General features: G+C 69.7%; 16 protein-coding genes and 2 pseudogenes. 11 read left to right on the top strand and 7 right to left on the bottom strand.

Annotation, left to right across the window (positions count from 1 at the left end):
* Nucleotides 1–17: 17 nt before the first annotated feature.
* Complete coding sequence (locus P3T39_RS18490; protein ID WP_280699039.1) at nucleotides 18–335, top strand: DUF4190 domain-containing protein; 318 nt, start codon at nucleotides 18–20, stop codon at nucleotides 333–335.
* A gap of 241 nt (nucleotides 336–576) precedes the next feature.
* A complete protein-coding gene (locus P3T39_RS18485; RefSeq protein ID WP_280699037.1) occupies nucleotides 577–1,734 on the top strand; it encodes a chitinase in 1,158 nt (385 codons plus the stop codon).
* Here P3T39_RS18485 and gcl read toward each other — a convergent pair.
* On the bottom strand, nucleotides 1,718–3,496 hold the full coding sequence (gene gcl / locus P3T39_RS18480; RefSeq protein ID WP_280699035.1) for a glyoxylate carboligase: 1,779 nt from the start codon (nucleotides 3,494–3,496) through the stop codon (nucleotides 1,718–1,720). The genes P3T39_RS18485 and gcl overlap by 17 nt on opposite strands.
* 282 nt (nucleotides 3,497–3,778) lie before the next feature.
* Between gcl and P3T39_RS18475 the strand changes: the two genes are divergently transcribed.
* The 4 genes and pseudogenes from P3T39_RS18475 to P3T39_RS18460 all read left to right on the top strand — a co-directional run.
* A complete protein-coding gene (locus P3T39_RS18475; protein WP_280699033.1) occupies nucleotides 3,779–4,993 on the top strand; it encodes a lactate 2-monooxygenase in 1,215 nt (404 codons plus the stop codon).
* A gap of 71 nt (nucleotides 4,994–5,064) precedes the next feature.
* A pseudogene (locus P3T39_RS18470) lies at nucleotides 5,065–5,389 on the top strand (NAD(P)-dependent oxidoreductase); the annotation flags it as partial.
* Between the two features lie 176 nt (nucleotides 5,390–5,565).
* Nucleotides 5,566–8,067: an ATP-dependent Clp protease ATP-binding subunit gene (locus P3T39_RS18465; protein WP_280699031.1), complete on the top strand. Its 2,502-nt coding sequence runs from the start codon at nucleotides 5,566–5,568 to the stop codon at nucleotides 8,065–8,067.
* A 170-nt stretch (nucleotides 8,068–8,237) separates the two neighbouring features.
* Nucleotides 8,238–8,890: pseudogene (locus P3T39_RS18460) on the top strand (carboxylesterase family protein); the annotation flags it as partial.
* Between the two features lie 91 nt (nucleotides 8,891–8,981).
* Here the strand turns inward: P3T39_RS18460 and cutA are convergent.
* Nucleotides 8,982–9,305, bottom strand: a complete 324-nt coding sequence (cutA, locus tag P3T39_RS18455; protein WP_280699029.1) for a divalent-cation tolerance protein CutA — start codon at nucleotides 9,303–9,305, stop codon at nucleotides 8,982–8,984.
* Between the two features lie 512 nt (nucleotides 9,306–9,817).
* Between cutA and P3T39_RS18450 the strand changes: the two genes are divergently transcribed.
* The 3 genes from P3T39_RS18450 to P3T39_RS18440 all read left to right on the top strand — a co-directional run bounded on the left by P3T39_RS18450 (nucleotide 9,818) and on the right by P3T39_RS18440 (nucleotide 11,933).
* Complete coding sequence (locus P3T39_RS18450) at nucleotides 9,818–10,579, top strand: peptidoglycan-binding domain-containing protein (RefSeq protein WP_280699028.1); 762 nt, start codon at nucleotides 9,818–9,820, stop codon at nucleotides 10,577–10,579.
* A gap of 23 nt (nucleotides 10,580–10,602) precedes the next feature.
* Nucleotides 10,603–10,875, top strand: a complete 273-nt coding sequence (locus P3T39_RS18445) for a hypothetical protein (protein ID WP_280699026.1) — start codon at nucleotides 10,603–10,605, stop codon at nucleotides 10,873–10,875.
* Between the two features lie 701 nt (nucleotides 10,876–11,576).
* Nucleotides 11,577–11,933 (top strand): DUF805 domain-containing protein, encoded by a 357-nt coding sequence (locus P3T39_RS18440; RefSeq protein ID WP_280699024.1) that lies wholly within the window; start codon nucleotides 11,577–11,579, stop codon nucleotides 11,931–11,933.
* Nucleotides 11,934–12,281: 348 nt separating this feature from the next.
* Here P3T39_RS18440 and P3T39_RS18435 read toward each other — a convergent pair whose 3' ends face one another.
* Entirely contained in the window at nucleotides 12,282–13,754 is a 1,473-nt protein-coding gene (locus P3T39_RS18435) for a hypothetical protein (RefSeq protein ID WP_280699022.1), read from the bottom strand.
* A 709-nt stretch (nucleotides 13,755–14,463) separates the two neighbouring features.
* On the opposite strand from P3T39_RS18435, the gene P3T39_RS18430 reads away from it, so the two are divergent.
* Nucleotides 14,464–14,730, top strand: coding sequence for a hypothetical protein (locus P3T39_RS18430; RefSeq protein WP_280699020.1), 267 nt, complete (start codon nucleotides 14,464–14,466; stop codon nucleotides 14,728–14,730).
* Between the two features lie 213 nt (nucleotides 14,731–14,943).
* On the opposite strand, the gene P3T39_RS18425 is transcribed toward P3T39_RS18430, so the two are convergent.
* Both P3T39_RS18425 and P3T39_RS18420 read right to left on the bottom strand, forming a co-directional pair.
* Nucleotides 14,944–15,153 carry a hypothetical protein gene (locus P3T39_RS18425; RefSeq protein ID WP_280699018.1) on the bottom strand — a complete coding sequence of 70 codons (210 nt, stop codon included), beginning with the start codon at nucleotides 15,151–15,153 and terminating at the stop codon, nucleotides 14,944–14,946.
* A 216-nt stretch (nucleotides 15,154–15,369) separates the two neighbouring features.
* Nucleotides 15,370–15,720, bottom strand: a complete 351-nt coding sequence (locus tag P3T39_RS18420; protein ID WP_280699016.1) for a holin — start codon at nucleotides 15,718–15,720, stop codon at nucleotides 15,370–15,372.
* A gap of 151 nt (nucleotides 15,721–15,871) precedes the next feature.
* On the opposite strand from P3T39_RS18420, the gene P3T39_RS18415 reads away from it, so the two are divergent.
* Entirely contained in the window at nucleotides 15,872–16,231 is a 360-nt protein-coding gene (locus P3T39_RS18415) for a hypothetical protein (protein ID WP_280699012.1), read from the top strand.
* Between the two features lie 28 nt (nucleotides 16,232–16,259).
* Here P3T39_RS18415 and P3T39_RS18410 read toward each other — a convergent pair whose 3' ends face one another.
* Both P3T39_RS18410 and P3T39_RS18405 read right to left on the bottom strand, forming a co-directional pair.
* Nucleotides 16,260–16,454: a MerR family transcriptional regulator gene (locus P3T39_RS18410; protein WP_280699010.1), complete on the bottom strand. Its 195-nt coding sequence runs from the start codon at nucleotides 16,452–16,454 to the stop codon at nucleotides 16,260–16,262.
* Nucleotides 16,455–16,630: 176 nt separating this feature from the next.
* Nucleotides 16,631–16,888 (bottom strand): hypothetical protein, encoded by a 258-nt coding sequence (locus P3T39_RS18405; RefSeq protein ID WP_280699008.1) that lies wholly within the window; start codon nucleotides 16,886–16,888, stop codon nucleotides 16,631–16,633.
* Nucleotides 16,889–16,911: the final 23 nt, after the last annotated feature.

Genomic DNA, 16,911 nt, shown 5'->3' with positions numbered 1-16,911 from the left:
CCCTCAGGAGTCCTGCCATGTACCTCCTCAGCACCCAACGCGTCGTCCGGGACACCCAGAACACCGGGACCACCGCGAGCAGCGCGAGCACCGAAAAGGCGGAGAACGCCGACCAGATGGCCGTCGCCTCCTTCATCCTCGGCCTGCCCGGCCTGCTGATCTTCAATCTGGTGCTCGGTCCGCTCGCTCTGACCCTCGGCACCCTCGCCCTGGTCCGGCAGACCCGGCGCCGGGGCCGAGCCCTGCTGGGAATCGCCCTCGGCCTGGCCGACCTGGCCGTCCTCGCGACCACCGTCCTGGCCGGTCACGGCACCATCTGGCAGCTCGGGGCCTGAACGTCCCCGCCCCAGCCCCCAGCCCCCGGCCCGTGGACGTGGACCGAACGGGCGAAGCGGCGCCCGCGCGCAGCGATTCGAGCATCGGGTGCGACGGAGCGTCAATAGTGTGATCCGGACCGCTCTCATTCAGATATGGGCACATGATCAGTCAGCCGACGGAGCATCAGATTCGGGCAGCGACGGAACGGTAGACCTCCGAGCGACCGGTGCCCCGCCCGGTCCGACCACGAGGACACCGATGCTCCGCCCGCTCCGCCTGACTTCGGCCCTTGCCCCGCTCGCCCTGACCGCCGGGACCCTGCTCGCCGCCGCGCCGCCCGCGCAGGCCGCCGCCATCCCGGGACCGGGCTTCCCGGCCCACTACACCGCTCCGTACATCGAGACCTGGCGATCGGGCGCCTCGCTGACCGAGGCCAACCGGGCCACCGGACTGAAGTACTTCACCCTCGCCTTCGTGATCAGCAACGGCAGCTGCAACGGCGCCTTCGACGGCACCGTCCCCGTCGAGAACAAGGACTGGCAGTCGGCCGTGAACGCGCTGCGGGCGGGCGGCGGAGACGTCATCACCTCCTTCGGCGGCGGCGCCGGCGCCGAACTCGCCCTGGTCTGCAACTCGGTGGACTCGCTGAAGGCCGAGTACCGGCGGGTCGTCGACACCCTGAACCTGACCAGGATCGACTTCGACATCGAGGGCCCCACCCTCGACAACGCCCCGGCCGTCGACCGGCGCAACCAGGCGCTGGCCGAACTCCAGCGGGAGTACGCGGCGGCCGGCCGCAGGCTGGGCGTGCACTACACGCTCCCCGTCAACCCCTACGGCCTGTCGCCCAACGCGGTCCGGCTGCTGGAGAACGCCAGGGACCGGGGGCTCGACGTCTCCGTGGTCAACATCATGACCATGGACTACGGTCCCGAACTCGACATGGGCAAGACCGCGACCACGGCCGCCGCCGAGCTGCACAAGCAGATGGCCCGGATCTGGCCCGAGAAGACCCCCCAGCAACTCTGGGGGATGCAGGGCAACACCCCCATGATCGGCGTCAACGACGCCACCAACGAGATCTTCTCCACCAAGGACGCCACGACGCTGACGGACTTCGCCACCGCCAAGGGCATCCAGCTGCTCGCCTACTGGTCGCTGGGCCGCGACAGGGCCTGCCCGACCGACGGCTCCCTCTCCGAGGGGTGCAGCGGCACACCGCAGAACCAGCACGAGTTCGCCCGTATCCTGAACCGGCCCACGCAGCCCGAGCGGACGGTACCCGACTGGTGGTCGCCGCGCTGCACCAACCAGACGGCCTGGACCTGCGTCTGGCAGCCGGTGTTTGAGCGGCTGGATCAGACAGGCGCTCCTGCGGCGGTACCGCTTGTCGGCCGGTTCAGACCAATGGCCTGATCGCGGTCGGGGCGTCGCCCGGCCGGGTCGCGAGCTCCTCGAACTCGTTCACCTTGTCGATGTCGTTGCCGCTCATCGAGATGTTGGTGACGCGCTCCAGGATGGCCTCGACGACGACCGGGACCTTGAACTCGGCGGCGAGCTTCTTGGCCTCCTCCAGGGCCGGCAGCAGGTTCTCCGGTTCGGTGACGCGGATGGCCTTGCAGCCCAGGCCCTCGGCGACCTTGACGTGGTCGACACCGTAGACGCCCAGCTCCGGCGAGTTGATGTTCTCGAAGGAGAGCTGGACCTGGTAGTCCATCTCGAAGACCCGCTGCGCCTGACGGATCAGGCCCAGGTAGGAGTTGTTCACGACGACGTGGATGTAGGGGATGTTGAACTGGGCACCGACCGCCAGTTCCTCGATCATGAACTGGAAGTCGTAGTCACCCGAGAGGGCGACGACCTGGGCCTCGGGGTCGGCGGTGGCGACACCCAGCGCGGCCGGGACGGTCCAGCCGAGCGGGCCGGCCTGGCCGCAGTTGATCCAGTGGCGCGGCTTGTAGACGTGCAGCATCTGCGCACCGGCGATCTGCGAGAGACCGATGGTGGTGACGTAGCGGGTCTCCGGGCCGAAGGCTCGGTTCATCTCCTCGTAGACGCGCTGCGGCTTGATCGGCACGTTGTCGAAGTGCGTCTTGCGCTGCAGGGTCGCCTTCCGCGCCTGGGTGGAGGCGGCCCACTCGGTGCGGTCCTTCAGCCGGCCTGCGGCCTTCAGCTCGCGGGCGACCTCGACGAACAGCTCCAGCGCGGCCCCGGCGTCCGAGGCGATGCCGTAGTCCGGTGCGAAGACGCGGCCGATCTGGGTCGGCTCGATGTCGACGTGGACGAACTTGCGGCCCTCGCGGTAGACGTCCAGGCCACCGGTGTGACGGTTGGCCCAGCGGTTGCCGACGCCGAGGACGAAGTCCGAGGCGAGGAAGTTCTCGTTGCCGTAGCGGTGCGAGGTCTGCAGGCCGACCATACCGGCGTTCAGCTCGTGGTCGTCCGCGATGGTGCCCCAGCCCATCAGGGTCGGGATGACCGGAATTCCGGTCAACTCGGCGAACTCGACCAGCAGTTCGGAGGCGTCGGCGTTGATGATGCCGCCACCGGCGACGATCAGCGGGCGCTCGGACTCGTTGAGCAGGGCGATCGCCTTCTCGGCCTGGGCACGGGTCGCGGTCGGCTTGTAGACCGGCAGCGGCTCGTAGGTCTCCGGGTCGAACTCGATCTCGGTCAGCTGGACGTTGATCGGGAGGTCGATCAGAACCGGTCCTGGACGGCCGGAACGCATCAGGTGGAACGCCTGCTGGAACACGCCGGGGACCTGGGCGGCCTCCAGGACGGTGGTCGCCGCCTTGGTGAGCGGCTTGGCGATCGAGGCGATGTCGACCGCCTGGAAATCCTCCTTGTGGAGGCGGTCCGTCGGGGCCTGGCCGGTGATGCACAGGATCGGGATCGAGTCACCGGCGGCCGAGTACAGGCCGGTGATCATGTCGGTGCCGGCCGGGCCCGAAGTGCCGATGCAGACACCGATGTTGCCGGGCTTGGTTCGGGTGTAGCCCTCGGCCATGTGGGATGCGCCCTCGACGTGACGGGCGAGCTTGTGCTCGATGCCGCCGCCGGCGCGCAGCGCCGCGTAGAAGGGGTTGATCGCTGCGCCCGGCACACCGAACGCGATCTCAACGCCCTCGCGCTTGAGGATCTCCACTGCCGCGCGGGCGGCTGTCATACGAGGCATCGGGTTTCTCCTGCGTCGGCCCGGTGGTGGTCGGGGGCTCTTCCGCTCCGTGGCGACCGGATGCTGCGGGTGGCACTGCGACCACCGGCAACCAATTCCACGATACGGAAGAATAGTTTTGGCATGCGAAAGCAAAGTAAGCCGACCCCCGCGCAGCCGTCAAGGGGCGTCCAGCACGCGGGAGCCGGACCGGGCGGATCGCCGCCCGGGTCTGGAGTTCCGGACCAATGGAGTGATGGACTCTGAACACACCTGGCAGCAGCGCGGGAGAGGGGCTCGGGGATGGGTTCGCAGACGGGCAGGAGCGAAGGCGCGGGCAAGGGGACGGACGCGGCGAGGGAGTGGTCGGCGTACCAGTTCGAGATCTACCTCGACGGCGTGGCCGGTACCGTTCCGCGGATGCCGACCGACCTCACCCGGCTGGAGGAGATGGCCGCCGAGCGGCTGGCGCCCGGACCGGTCGGATATGTCGCCGCAAGCGCGGGCAACGGCCGTACGGTGACGGCCAACCGGGCCGCACTCGACCGCTGGCAGATCGTGCCCCGGATGCTGCGGGACGTCGGGAAACGGGACTTGGCGGTGGAACTCCTCGGCGTGAGCCTGCCCGCCCCGCTCGCGCTGGCGCCGGTCGGGGTGCTGTCGATCGTGCACCCGGAAGCCGAGCCGGCGGCGGCCCGGGCCGCCGCCGCGCAGGGCGTCCCCTACATCCTGTCCTCGGTCTCCAGCACGCCGATGGAGCAGGTGGCGACCGAGATGGGGGACGCCGAGCGCTGGTTCCAGCTGTACTGGGGCAGGGACCGCGAGGTCACCCTGAGCTTTCTGCGGCGGGCGAAGGCATCAGGTTTCAGCGCGCTGTTCGTCACCCTGGACACCCCGATGCTCTCCTGGCGCCCGCGCGACCTGGACCAGGGGTTCCTCCCGTTCCTGCGCGGTGTCGGCACCGCCAACCACTTCAGTGACCCGGCGTTCCGGGCCGGGCTGGCCAGGCCGGTGCACGAGGACCTGAACGCCGCCGTCCTGCACTTCCTCGGGATGTTCTCCGACCCGGGCAAGACCTGGGCCGACCTGGCGTTCCTGCGCGAGCACTGGGAGGGACCGATCGTGCTGAAGGGCATCCTGCACCCCGACGACGCCCGGCAGGCGGCCGACGCGGGCATGGACGGAGTCGTGGTCTCCAACCATGGCGGGCGACAGGTCAACGGCGCGATCGGGGCCGCCGACGCGCTCCCGGACGTGGTCGCGGCCGTCGGTGACCGGCTGGCCGTGCTCTTCGACAGCGGCATCCGCACCGGCGACGACGTCTTCAAGGCACTCGCTCTCGGCGCCCGCGCCGTACTGCTCGGCCGCCCGTACGTGTACGGGCTCGGCCTCGACGGGCAGGCCGGGGTGGAGCATGTGATCCGGGCACTGCTGAACGAGTTCGACCTCACGCTCGCGCTCTCCGGCCACACCTCGGCCGCCCGGCTCACACCCGACGCGCTCAGCCGATCGGTCTGAGCACAGCGCTACCGGTGCCACCGAAAGCCATGAACTGCCACGCCTCCAGGAGAGAGCCCCGTATGCCGGAACAGACCCGCCATCTGCTGAACGCCGAGCGGCTCGCGCTGCTGAAGCCCACCGCCTTCGTGGTCAACACCGCGCGCGGCGCGCTGATCGACCAGGACGCGCTCGCCGACGCCCTGGAGGCCGGTGCGCTGGCCGGAGCGGGCCTCGACGTCTTCGACCCCGAGCCGCCGACCGACGGACTGCGCCTGCTGCGGGCACCCGGGGTCGTACTGTCCCCCGCACGTCGGCGGGGTGACCCGGGAGACCGTCGGCCGGATCGCGCTGGCCGCCGTACAGAACGTGATCGAGCACCTGGCGGGGCGTCCGCCGCGCGACGTCGTCTCCTGAGCGGCACGCCGCCCGGGCCTGCTGCTGAGCCCGCACGCCGCCCGGGCCCCGACTCGCTCCGGCCCGCCGTCCGCCGGGGGGACGGGCTCGGCAGGCGACGGCCCGAGGGGTGTGTTTGTGTGGACAGCACTGACCCGGCTGTCCCACGAACTCCCCACCGGGAGAGGTGATCCCGCGTGACGCTGCCACCCTTCGGCTCCGACGACCCGTTCTCCGACCTGCTCAGCCGCTTCTTCGGAATGAGCCCGCTCTCCTCCCCACCCGCCGTGCAGCGCGTGCCGATCGGCCGACTGCTGAGCGACTCCGCCAGGACCCTGCTCTCGGTCGCCTCCGACCGGGCCACCGAGGACGGCAGCAGCGACCTCGACACCGGCCACCTGCTCTGGGCCGCCACCCAGGTGGAGCAGTCCCGGCATCTGCTGGAACGTGCGGGAATCGACCCCGAGCAGCTCGCCAAGGAGCTCCGCACGACGCTCCCCACCGGCACGTCCGAAGCCTCCGGGACCTCGACCGACGGCGAACCCTCGCTCACCCCCGCCGCCAAGCGCGCCCTGCTCGCCGCCCATACCCGCTCGCAGGCCGCCGGTGCCTCGTACATCGGCCCCGAGCACATCCTGGGCGCGCTGATCGGCGAGGACCGCTCGGGCGCCGCCCAGGCACTGCGCAACACCGCTCCCTCCGAAAGCGCCCTGCGCACCGTCCTGGACGGCCGGGGCATCGGCGGTGAGCGCACGGGCCCCGCCGGCGCCGCCGGTGACACCCCCACCTTGGACGAGTACGGCCGCGACCTCACCGAAGACGCCCGCGCCGGGCGGCTCGACCCGGTGGTGGGGCGGGCCGAGGAGATCGAGCAGACCGTCGAGATCCTCTCCCGCCGGACCAAGAACAATCCCGTCCTGATCGGCGAGCCCGGCGTCGGCAAGACCGCCATCGTCGAGGGACTGGCCCAGCGGATCGTCTCCGGCGACATCCCGAGCAGCCTCAAGGACAGACGGGTCGTCGCCCTCGACCTGACCGGCCTTGTGGCCGGATCCAAGTACCGGGGCGAGTTCGAGGAACGGCTGAAGAACGTCATCGACGAGGTCACCGCCGCCGAGCAGAGCGTCATCCTCTTCCTGGACGAGCTGCACACCGTGGTCGGCGCCGGGGCCGGCGGCGAGGGCTCGATGGACGCCGGGAACATCCTCAAACCGGCACTGGCGCGAGGTGAGTTGAGCGTCGTCGGGGCGACCACCCTGGACGAGTACCGCAGGCACATCGAGAAGGACGCCGCACTCGAACGCCGCTTCCAGCCCGTCCTGGTACCCGAACCGACCGTGGAGGAGACCGTCCAGATCCTCCACGGCCTGCGGGACTCGTACGAGGCGCACCACCAAGTCCGCTTCACCGACGAGGCGTTGGACGCCGCCGCCACCCTCTCCGACCGCTATGTCAGCGACCGGTTCCTCCCCGACAAGGCCATCGACCTGCTCGACCAGGCCGGTGCCCGGGTACGGCTGCGCAGCCTCTCCGGCAGCGGCCAGGCGGTCGAGGCCCAGGAACGCCGCACCAAGCTGCGCCGCGAACTGGACGAGGCCGTCGCCGACGAGGACTACGTACGGGCTGCCAACCTGAAGACCGAACTCCGGCAGGTCGAGGAGGAGTTGGCGGCAGTCGCCGCAGAACGCGAGGGCGTCGTCGAGGTGACCGTGGACGACATCGCCCAGGTGCTCTCCACCCGCACCGGGATCCCGGTCTCCCAGCTCAGCCAGACCGAGCGCGAACGGCTGCTGAAACTGGAGGAGCACCTGCACCAGAAGGTGATCGGCCAGGACCAGGCGGTCACCGCCGTCGCCCAGGCCGTCCGCCGCAGCCGGGCCGGGATGGGCGACCCCCGCCGGCCCACCGGCAGCTTTCTCTTCCTCGGCCCGACCGGCGTCGGCAAGACCGAACTCGCCAAGGCCCTGGCCGAGTTGCTCTTCGGAGACCCGGACCGGCTGATCCGCTTCGACATGAGCGAGTTCCAGGAGAAGCACACCGTCTCCCGCCTGGTCGGCTCCCCGCCCGGCTATGTCGGCTACGACGAGGCCGGACAGCTCACCGAGGCCGTCCGCCGCAGGCCGTACAGCGTGCTGCTCTTCGACGAGGTCGAGAAGGCGCACCCCGACATCTTCAACATCCTGCTCCAGGTGCTGGACGACGGCCGGCTCACCGACGCCCAGGGCCGCACCGTCGACTTCCGCAACACCGTGGTCATCATGACCAGCAACATCGGCTCCCGGCGGATCCTCGACCACTCGGGCCATGCGGACGAGATCCGCGAGGACCTGATGCGGGACCTGCGGCTCCAGTTCAAGCCCGAGTTCCTCAACCGGATCGACGAGATCATCGTCTTCCACGCGCTCGGCCGGGACGACCTGCTGTCGGTGGTGGACCTGCTGCTGGCCCGCAGCGAACGCCTGCTCAAGGCCCAGGGCATCCAGCTCGACATCACGCCGGCGGCCAGGCAGTGGCTGGTCGACAAGGGCTACAGACCGGAGTTCGGCGCACGGCCGCTGCGCCGCACCATCCAGTCGGAGCTCGACAACCGGATCTCCAACCTGCTGCTGGACGGCAGCGTCCGGGAGGGCGACACCCTGGTCGCCGACGTGTCCGACGGCGGTCTCACGGTCTCGCTCGCCCGCCCCGAAACAGGCTGACCTCTCCATTCACGCTTTTCGCTCCATTCGCGACACGCGACGCGATCGCCCCGACCCGACCGTCCGGCCGGGGCGATCACGCGACTGGCGGGGCCCGGCCCAGGGTCACCCCATGCCCCGTGCTCCAGAAGCTCGAACTGATTATGAGTCAGACACCCATACTGGCAGGCATGTCCAACCAATCACCCGTGGTCGGCACCACCGCCGGAATGGTCCGTGGCAGCAGCGAGGACGGCATCTCCGTCTTCCGTGGCATCCCGTACGCCCAACCGCCCGTCGGCCCGCTCCGCTTCGGCGCGCCCCGGCCCGCAGAGCCCTGGGGCGGCATCCGCGATGCCACCCGGTTCGGGCCGCCCCCGCCGCAGTCCGGACCGGCCCGGCCCGGCCGGCCGGCACGCCGGAAGGCGGGGGCTGGCCGACCCTCGACATCTGGCCCCCGGACCTCGGCGGCGACTCCGGCCTGCCGGTGATCGTGTGGATCCACGGCGGGGTCTACCTGGCCGGGTTCTCCGGCGCCCCGGCGTACGACGGCTCCCTGATCGCCCAGCGGGGCGTGGTCCTCGTCACCTGCAACTACCGTACGGGTGCCGAGGGTTTCGCCCTCTTCGCCGACGCAGAAGCACCCGCCAACCGGGGCCTGCTCGACCAGGTCGCCGCCCTGGAATGGGTCCGGGAGAACATCGGCCGCTTCGGCCGCGACCCGGACCGGGTCACGGTCTGCGGACAGTCGGCGGGCGCCGGTTCGATCGCGACCATGCCGGCCATGCCGCGCGCCGCCGGTCTCTTCCGGCGGGCCATCGCCCAGTCCGTCCCCGGGATGTACTGCACCCCGGCCTTCGCAACCGCATCTGGTCCGGCCATCCCATCGGGCCCTTCGACCTCGGCTGAGGCAACGGCCCCCGCCGCGCCGCAGATCAGCGGGCTGTCTCGGCGTTCACCCAGTCCAGGTAGGCGGCGCTACCCGTGACCACGGGGACGCCGATGATCTCCGGCGTCCCGTACTCGTGCTGCGCTCCGATGAACGCTGCCAACCGATCACCGAGATCGGCGCGAGTCTTGAAGTCCACCCGCCACTCCGCCGAGTCCTGGACCTCCCCCTCCCACCAGTACACCGACTGGATCCGGTACACCTGCGCACACGCAGCCAGCCGCTCACGCACCACCGCGGTGGCCAACTCCCGTGCCTTGTCCTCGGCTTCGTGGGTGGTGGTCACAACGATGAAGTCACGGTTCGTCATGAATACCAGCCTAGGGCCCCCCGAAGGGAACACCTGAACACCGCTCGAAACCGTGAAGCCCCGGCCGCCGAAAGGGGACTACGGCCCGCCTCCCCGCCCGGACTTCTCGCCCGCCGTCGGCCGGTACTGTCGCATGCCTGGTCACGTTCTTGCCGCCGCCACCCTGGGCATGCTGATTCGTGCCAGGACCGATGCGCGTGGAGGGGCGGCAGGCCACCAGTGCGCCACCTTCACGGAGAACCGGATACCACTGCCCGCTCTCCCCTCCCCGCCGGTGGCCGCCGAGACGGCGATCCGCATGAATGCCATCCACCACCACATGCTCAAAGTGCCTCTCCGCAGGGCATCACAGTGACTGACGGCTCTGACCGGCGTGGCCTCGGATCCGATCCGGTCCCGCCGGCGGCGTCATCCTGTCCGCTCCCGCGTTCATCACCCACCACCTGCTGATCCACCGCCAGCCGAACCGGATTTCCGGATGCACCACACCCTGAGCAAGGAGCACAACTGAGATGGCCCGTATGCCCGGCGCCGAATGGATCGGCCCCACCCCCAACCAGTACACCGGCGGCATGGTCGAGCACCGCGGCCTCGTCCTGCACATCGAGCAGAGCAACAGCAACGACAGCGTCGACACCTGGTTCAAGGACCCCACCGCACAGGCGTCCGCCCACTTCACCAACCCGAAGGCGGGCCCACTGCAGCAGCTCGTGGACACCGACGACGCCGCCTGGACGGAGCAGGCCGGCAACCGTCACTGGGTGTCCGTCGAGCACGAGGGCTACTCCGGCGATTCGCTGACGGCCTCTCAGATCGACAATGACGCACACCTGCTGGCCTGGCTGCACACCACCTACGGTGTTCCCCTGGTCAGCACGGACGACCCCAACGGCCAGGGGGTCGGGTGGCATGGGATGGGAGGCGATCAATGGGGCGGCCATCCCAATTGCCCGGGCGAGCCGATCAAGGCCCAGCGGCCGCAGATCATCGCCCGCGCCCAGCAGATCCTCGACCGGCCCACTCAACCGCCCGCCGGCCCCGCCTGGCCCCGCGAGTACCTGCAGCTCCAGTCCCCGATGCTGCACGACGACAACGTGCGCACCTGGCAGCAGCGCATGGCCGACCGCGGCTGGAACATCACCGTGGACGGCTGGTACGGCCCGGCGTCGGCCAGCATCTGCCGCCAGTTCCAGGCCGAGGCGAACCTCGACCCCGACGGCGTGGTCGGTCCGGTCACCTGGGACGCCGCCTGGACCGTTCCCATCACCAACTGACCTTCGACAACGAGGAGATCGCCGTGTCCGATGCTTCCCGCCGCACTGCCCGCACCGTACTGCAGCTTGTTCTCGGCCTCGCCGCAGGCCTCCCGATGCTGGTGCACAACGCCGGCCTGCCGGACACCCTGCCGGGGCTCGGCACCGCGCTGGCGGTAGCCGCGATCGTGACCCGCGCCATGGCATCGCCGATCGTCGACCGGCTGCTGCCGTCGTGGCTGCGGACCGCCCCCGCGCAACCGCCGCCCACCTCGACCGTCCCGCCGCCTGCCACGGACGGGGGCGCCAGCGCCTGACAGGGAGCCCGGCGCACGAGCCGCGCACCCCGATAGGCCGGTTTCGCTGAGACGCGCGGTCAGTTGGCGATCCTGCTTCAGAGCACCGACCAGTCCGACGGACCCCTGACCGATCTCGACCAGCACGTCGACCGACTGAAACGTGGCCGGTGGCCCCTGCCTGCGGTTGGCGCGTTGACGGCGCTCGGCGCCCTTATGCGCCCGCAGCCAAGCCGCCCCGCTCTCCTCGCGAAAGCGGGGCCGCTCAGTCATTCCGAAGTCTCATAACCAGGCCGTGCAGCATTGGCGATCGCAGCCGGTGCAACTTCCCAAGGGAACACGGCCGGTACGCACATCCCGAAGCGTCCTCTGCGGCCGGCCACAGATCCGGCAGCCCGCGCCCAGACTTTCGGAAACCGCGGAGCACCTGGTCCGCGGATCCGTGTCGCTTCGGGGTGCAGCCGCTACGACGTCCACGCCATAGGCGAGATGAACCATCGGCTTGACCTGATGAGCCACCAGCTGTTCGACGCTGGGACGCTGACCGGCGAAGGACGCTCCGTACAGCGCCGGACCAGGCTTCCGCGGCTCTGCGGCAGCTCGACGCCGACCTTCACGGCTGAGCTTCAGTCGCCCTGACAGACTTGATCAGCACGGCAGTCTGGCAATGTAACGTTCAGTGCCCCTCGATCGGGTTCTCATGAGAGTTAGGAGCCACAGCATTGGACTGGTATCTGGCGGCGCTGAAGAACTACGCCGGTTTCAGCGGTCGGGCCCGCCGCGAGGAGTACTGGATGTTCCTCGTCGGGAACATCGTCGTGTGGATAGCCCTGGGCATCGGTGACGTCGTTCTGGGCGTGCCCATCCTCACCCGGGTCTACTCGGCCGCCGTGCTGATCCCGTGGCTCGCCGTGACCTTCCGCCGCCTGCACGACACCGGCCGGTCCGCCTGGTGGCTGCTCGTCATTTTCCTGCCGTTCTTCGGCTTCATCGCCCTACTCGTCTACTTGGCCAGCAAGGGCGAGCCGGACGCGAACAGGTACGGCCCGAGCCCGAAGGCCCATCCTGCGCGGGCCTGACGCCCGATGGCGGGTGGCCGGACCTCTTCGGCTGGACGCTGCACCACGCGTGCGTACCCCTATGGCGCATGGGCGGGGCCTCACCATTCGGCGCGGCTTGTCCTTGGGCATTCAGGTATCCGAATGCCGTTCGATCGGATTCGCCCAGCACAGCTCCGGGGAGGCCGAGAGCTCGGACTGCTCTGTCGCACCAAGGTTGAGCGATCTCACCGAAGCCTGGTGACTGGCCAGTTCGTCTCATCGGTGTCGTATCGTCGCCGGCGTCTGCGCTCTCTCCGCGTGGGACGACGCTGTGCGGCCCGGGGCCCGGCGTGATCGCCGGACCCCAGGCCTCGTCATGACTGATTGTCAGTTATTCGATGAGGTACCAGACTTGGCGCTAGCCGACGCGTTTCCGATCTCTCGGGTCACGATCGGCCACTCGTGCTTGTAGATCGGGAACGGCAGATCCTTCTCGAGGAGCGGGGTGCCGAGGATGGCGATGCGGGCCATCACGGCTCCGTTCACGTCCAGGCCGCCGTAGAGGCCGGCCTTGCCGTCGACGGTCGGTTTGGCGCCGCTGGTGTCGACGCTGACCGTGCCCTCCACCGCGGCGCGCAGGTACGGCTCGACGGTGGCCTTCACGCCCAGGGTGTCGTAGAGGGCGACCGAGCCGTCGGCGACCAGGCCGGTACGGACATTGGCGTTGCCGGAGAACGTGGCCTTGACCGGGGAGACGGTGGTGGCACCGGGGTCGGTGGCAGAGGTCCAGCCGCCGGCCTTGGTGTAGTTGGCGTGGATGCCCCAGTTGCCGGCGAGGTTCTGTTCGGTGTCGACGGTGATGGTGCCGTCGGCGGAGACCTCGGCGTAGACGGTGAGGTCGAGGGTGATCACGACGGGCACCGGGCCGACCATCACCACGGGGGTGGCGGTGAGCTTGGCGATCGGAATCTTCACCGGGCCGGTGGACGCGGTGAGTCCGGCGGTGACGTGCCAGTTGGCGTGCGCGCCGAGGTCGAAGCCGACCTTGGCCTGCTGCAGGCTGAGAAGGCCGCCCTGGTAGGTGAAGTCGACGGTCGGGTCGAGTTCGAGCGAGCCGGAGAGCTTGGCCGAGGCGCCGCCCGGCAACGGGACGGTGGTGTTCGCGTCCAGTTTCAGTGCGGCCGAGGCGGAGCCCTTGGCTCCGTCGGGGTTCGGGACGTAGGAGGCCTTGAGGTCCTTGAGCTGCGGCGTGACCTTGATGTTGTGCGGGTCGAGGGCGGTGCGGATGTCGGCCCAGGTCCGGCCGAGCAGTTCGGAGATGGTGGCCGGGCGGGTGCTGACCGCCACCTTCCCGTCTGCGGCCGGCTGGACGTCGGTGATCGCCAGCAGCGCGCCACGCGGCGCGGCGGCGGACGGGGGGCTGTCGATCAACTGACCGGTGCGGACGGCGGCGGTAGCCGTGGCCGTGGCTGTCGGACTGGGAGTGCCCTCGACGGCGTCGGCGGCGGTGAGGACGGCCTTGCCGGTCTGCTGGTCGTAGGAGGCCAGCTTGAGGTCCGGGGTGCCGGCCACGACGGGCTGCCCCGACGGGGACGGGCTGGCCAGGACCGCCTTCGGCGTACCGGAGGCGGTCGGGTCGGCGGTCGGGCCCCCGGCGGTCGGGGTGACCAGAGTCACCTTCGGGATCCCCGTGGGGGCCGGCGTGTCCGGCAGACCCGTGGCGGTCGGGGCGGGTGCGGCCTGGGCGGCCGCGGCCGTGGGATCGGCGGGCGGGGCAGCCGGCGTCGTAGGGTCGCAAGCGCAGAGCGCGAGCAGGGTGGATGCGGCGAGCGCGGGCAGCGCGAGGGTGCGTATGGACAAGCTGGTAGCCACCTTCGGCGTGAGGATCGGGGAAGGCAGAACAGGTCTGCGCCTGCGTCGGCATGTTACTGACAAGTAGTCAGCAGTGGCTAACGGCTGCTCAAGTAACGCTCAAGACACGAAGGCGTCGCGGCATCGTGAGTACACGTGCCGCCGCCTGCCGAGCCTTCCCGCGTGGCGACTCCCGCAACGCGAAGTGTGCGTCGATGGTCTCGGACTGACGCCAAGTCATGCGATCCGGCGCCCCGCTCTTGCCGCCGGCCCCGTTCGGCGGCATGTACTGCGCGCCCGCTCCTGCCCCCCGCGGTCCGCCGCCGGCCATGCGCTCCGCTCCTGCCCTAGCCGACAGGCGGGGAGACCGGCCGGGTGGCGCACGGCGTAGCCCCGTGGTTCGCGTTGCGGATCACCGGCAGGCTCGCAGGATGGCTTCTTGCGCTGGTTCCCAAAGGGAGCCCAGGAGGTTCCCCTGGGAAAACCTCTTCCTAAACCTGTTCCGTCCAGTCCTTCCCTGTGGTTCACCCGTTCGGCGCACAGTGAAGGCGATCGGCCATGAAGGCTTCTAGATTTTCAGTAGGCATGATCGGTGCCGAGCTGATCAGGGCGGTCAGCGGCAACATGTCCGACACCGGCTTGCTCGGTGTAGCCCTCGCAGGCGTGGCCAGACACGACCTGGACCGGGTGACCCGATTGAGAGAGCAGGTGTATCCCCATGCGTCCATCGCCTCGAATCGTCAGCGCTCTCGCCGGCCTGGCCATCGCCGCAGGTGGCATCGTCATCTCCGCCCCGGCCGCCCACGCGGATCTGGGAGACTGCACCACGTACCTCCAGAGCCGGGGTTTCGAAACCACAGACGTTGCCCGCACGGCGTGCTACTACGGCCTGGTGGGCAACCAGAGCGGGTGCGTCAAAGAACTGACGCAGCTCGGCATCCAGGACTCGGTCGCGACAGAGGGGTGTCACCGAGCCGCCCCGTAAGGACTGGCTCGGGCGCCCCGCAGTCCTTCCCGCGCCTGCCCGATGAACGTCTACTCCCACGTCGCCCAGGACACCCAGCGCGAGGCCCTCGGCGACATGGACCGGCTGCTCAAGCGCCGCCACTGATGTCAGGGTGAGATGTCAAAGACCCCGGACCAAGATCGGTCCGGGGTCTTGTGGCTGGTGGGCGCAGACGTGTCCGGGTCGTACGGATCAGCTGAACCGGGCGAACCTGGCCACGGTCAGAACGGCGTGAGTGCGCTCCCACATGACGGCCTGCGGCGCCGACCACAGGTCCGCCCAGAGCTCTGCCTCCCGCTCCCGCAGCATGCCGAGGTCATCGTCCTTCGCGACCAGCGGAGCAAGAGGAAACCTCGGCGGATCCCCTGGCCTGCCCTCGGCAGGAAGACGAGTCATCGCCACGGTGGCATTGCGCAGACGACGCTCCCCGGCAGGCTTCGATGCCGGCCCCATCCCAGCCATCGCGATCACCCTTAGCCAAAGTCACACAGAGTTACCCTCGGAGCGCCCCGAGGGTTACTGGATCCGCACCGATGGCGATGGCCATCCCCGGCGGTCCCCGGCGGTCCCTGGCGGTCCCCGGCAAGATCGAAAAGGGGGTCACCCCCTGGGGTACAGTCACCCTCCGTCACGACCGGCCCAGCCACCAGGCTGATGCCGCGCAGTCTCGACGCTGTGACACGAGGCGCACAGCCCGCGCCCGTGCTGCGGGTCGTTGGGGTCTCGGCCAGCTGCGACCAGCTCGCGGCGGCTCAGCGGGTAGTGGTCGGTGTGCTTGCTCGGCGCCGTGCCGCACAGCTTGCAGAGCGGATCGTGGGCGAGGACGGCGGTGCGGAACTCGCGCTCGTGCTGGCGGGCGGTGCCGCGTCGCCGCTCGGCCTCACGTCGGTGATCGTCGCACCGTCCGCCGGTCGTGTACTCGGGACATCCGGCGACGGTGCACACGGTGTAGGCCCGGCGTCGGGTCACAGGGCCCTCCGATCACAGTTCGGCCAACCTTCTCCGCTGGAGTGAGTGAACTGCCATGCTCCAAGGAGTGCCTGACGGTCCGCCCAAAGAGTGCAAGCGGCACCATCAGGGCTTCCCTTTGCCCAACCAGTCAAGGAGCAAGGAGGAACCTATGCGCAGAGCACCTAAGGCTGCCGCCGTATCCCTGGCGACAGCCGCTGCTTTCGCCCTCGCAACCCCCGCGGCCACTGCCACGCCCGTGCGGCCCGCGACCACCGTCTGTGCCGACCTGCGCGTCGGCGGCGCTGTCCAGGCGACGCTCTGCAAGTCGTGGTGGCGGGTGCGCCCGGGTGTCTACAACGGGAAGTGGTGGACGACGTTCTCCCGGTACGGCACGCAGTTCTACGTCAACGTTGACGGCAGCGTGCGCCGCGTCCACCGCGATCACGGGTCGTGGACCGGAGCTCGTTATGCGTACATGGAGGTCTGTGACGCGCACTCAGACCCCCAAGAATGCTCGGGTTGGTGGTAGACAGTACGCCCGGCCACCTGGCGGCGCGCTAGCCGTACGTTCGGCCCGCGCGCTCCCGGGTGGAGCGCTCGGCGAGGGCGATATCCAGTCGCCGGTACATCGGGCGGCCCTTCTCGTCGAGGCCGGCCGGGGCGAGCTTGCCGCGCCGCTTCCACTGGCGGATGGTCGCGGTGTCGACCTTGCAGAGTGCGGCGGCCTGAGGTCCAGTCAGCAGCTCGTCCATGTCGACCTCCTCGGGAACGCCGAAGGGCCCGACCGGAGTTGGTCGGGCCCTTCGTGATGATGGCGCACGTGTGGTGCCGGCAGCAGCGTGACACAGCTGGCGATCTTGCGCAAGGCCTTACGGAGCATCGGCTCTGGCGGTGGCTCAGGGCGGTGCGGAGCTAGTGCTGCACCGCGTTAGATCGTTGAGGGTGCGTTTGTCCAGGCAGTGGGGTCGTTGAGGTAGAGGCCGCACGCGCAGTCGAGGGCTTCTTCCGGTGATCCGGCAGGGTAGCCGCTGGGCAGGACGTTGTCCTGGTAGCCGTCGCGGCTGGCGAGGTAGATGGCGAAGCCCCAGGTGTGCAGGACCCCGCCGAAGCGCAGACGGCACAGCGGCAGGGCCTGACCGCCGGGCAACGTCCCCGTGACGTAGGCGAATCCGGCGCGAAAGCGCACGTCGACACCGGCCAGCTGCGGCC

This window comes from Kitasatospora sp. GP82 (assembly GCF_029892105.1).
Classification (GTDB): Bacteria; Actinomycetota; Actinomycetes; order Streptomycetales; family Streptomycetaceae; genus Kitasatospora.
The sequence above is the reverse complement of the archived record's forward strand: the minus strand, read 5'-3'. Positions and strand labels throughout refer to the sequence as shown.

Coding starts and splice junctions, on each gene's coding strand:
- P3T39_RS18415 (WP_280699012.1), top strand. CDS start 15,872: ATGCGCAGAGCACCTAAGGCTGCCGCCGTATCCCTGGCGACAGCCGCT.
- P3T39_RS18450 (WP_280699028.1), top strand. CDS start 9,818: ATGGCCCGTATGCCCGGCGCCGAATGGATCGGCCCCACCCCCAACCAG.
- P3T39_RS18410 (WP_280699010.1), bottom strand. CDS start 16,454: ATGGACGAGCTGCTGACTGGACCTCAGGCCGCCGCACTCTGCAAGGTC.
- cutA (WP_280699029.1), bottom strand. CDS start 9,305: ATGACGAACCGTGACTTCATCGTTGTGACCACCACCCACGAAGCCGAG.
- P3T39_RS18475 (WP_280699033.1), top strand. CDS start 3,779: ATGGGTTCGCAGACGGGCAGGAGCGAAGGCGCGGGCAAGGGGACGGAC.
- P3T39_RS18490 (WP_280699039.1), top strand. CDS start 18: ATGTACCTCCTCAGCACCCAACGCGTCGTCCGGGACACCCAGAACACC.
- gcl (WP_280699035.1), bottom strand. CDS start 3,496: ATGCCTCGTATGACAGCCGCCCGCGCGGCAGTGGAGATCCTCAAGCGC.
- P3T39_RS18485 (WP_280699037.1), top strand. CDS start 577: ATGCTCCGCCCGCTCCGCCTGACTTCGGCCCTTGCCCCGCTCGCCCTG.
- P3T39_RS18430 (WP_280699020.1), top strand. CDS start 14,464: ATGCGTCCATCGCCTCGAATCGTCAGCGCTCTCGCCGGCCTGGCCATC.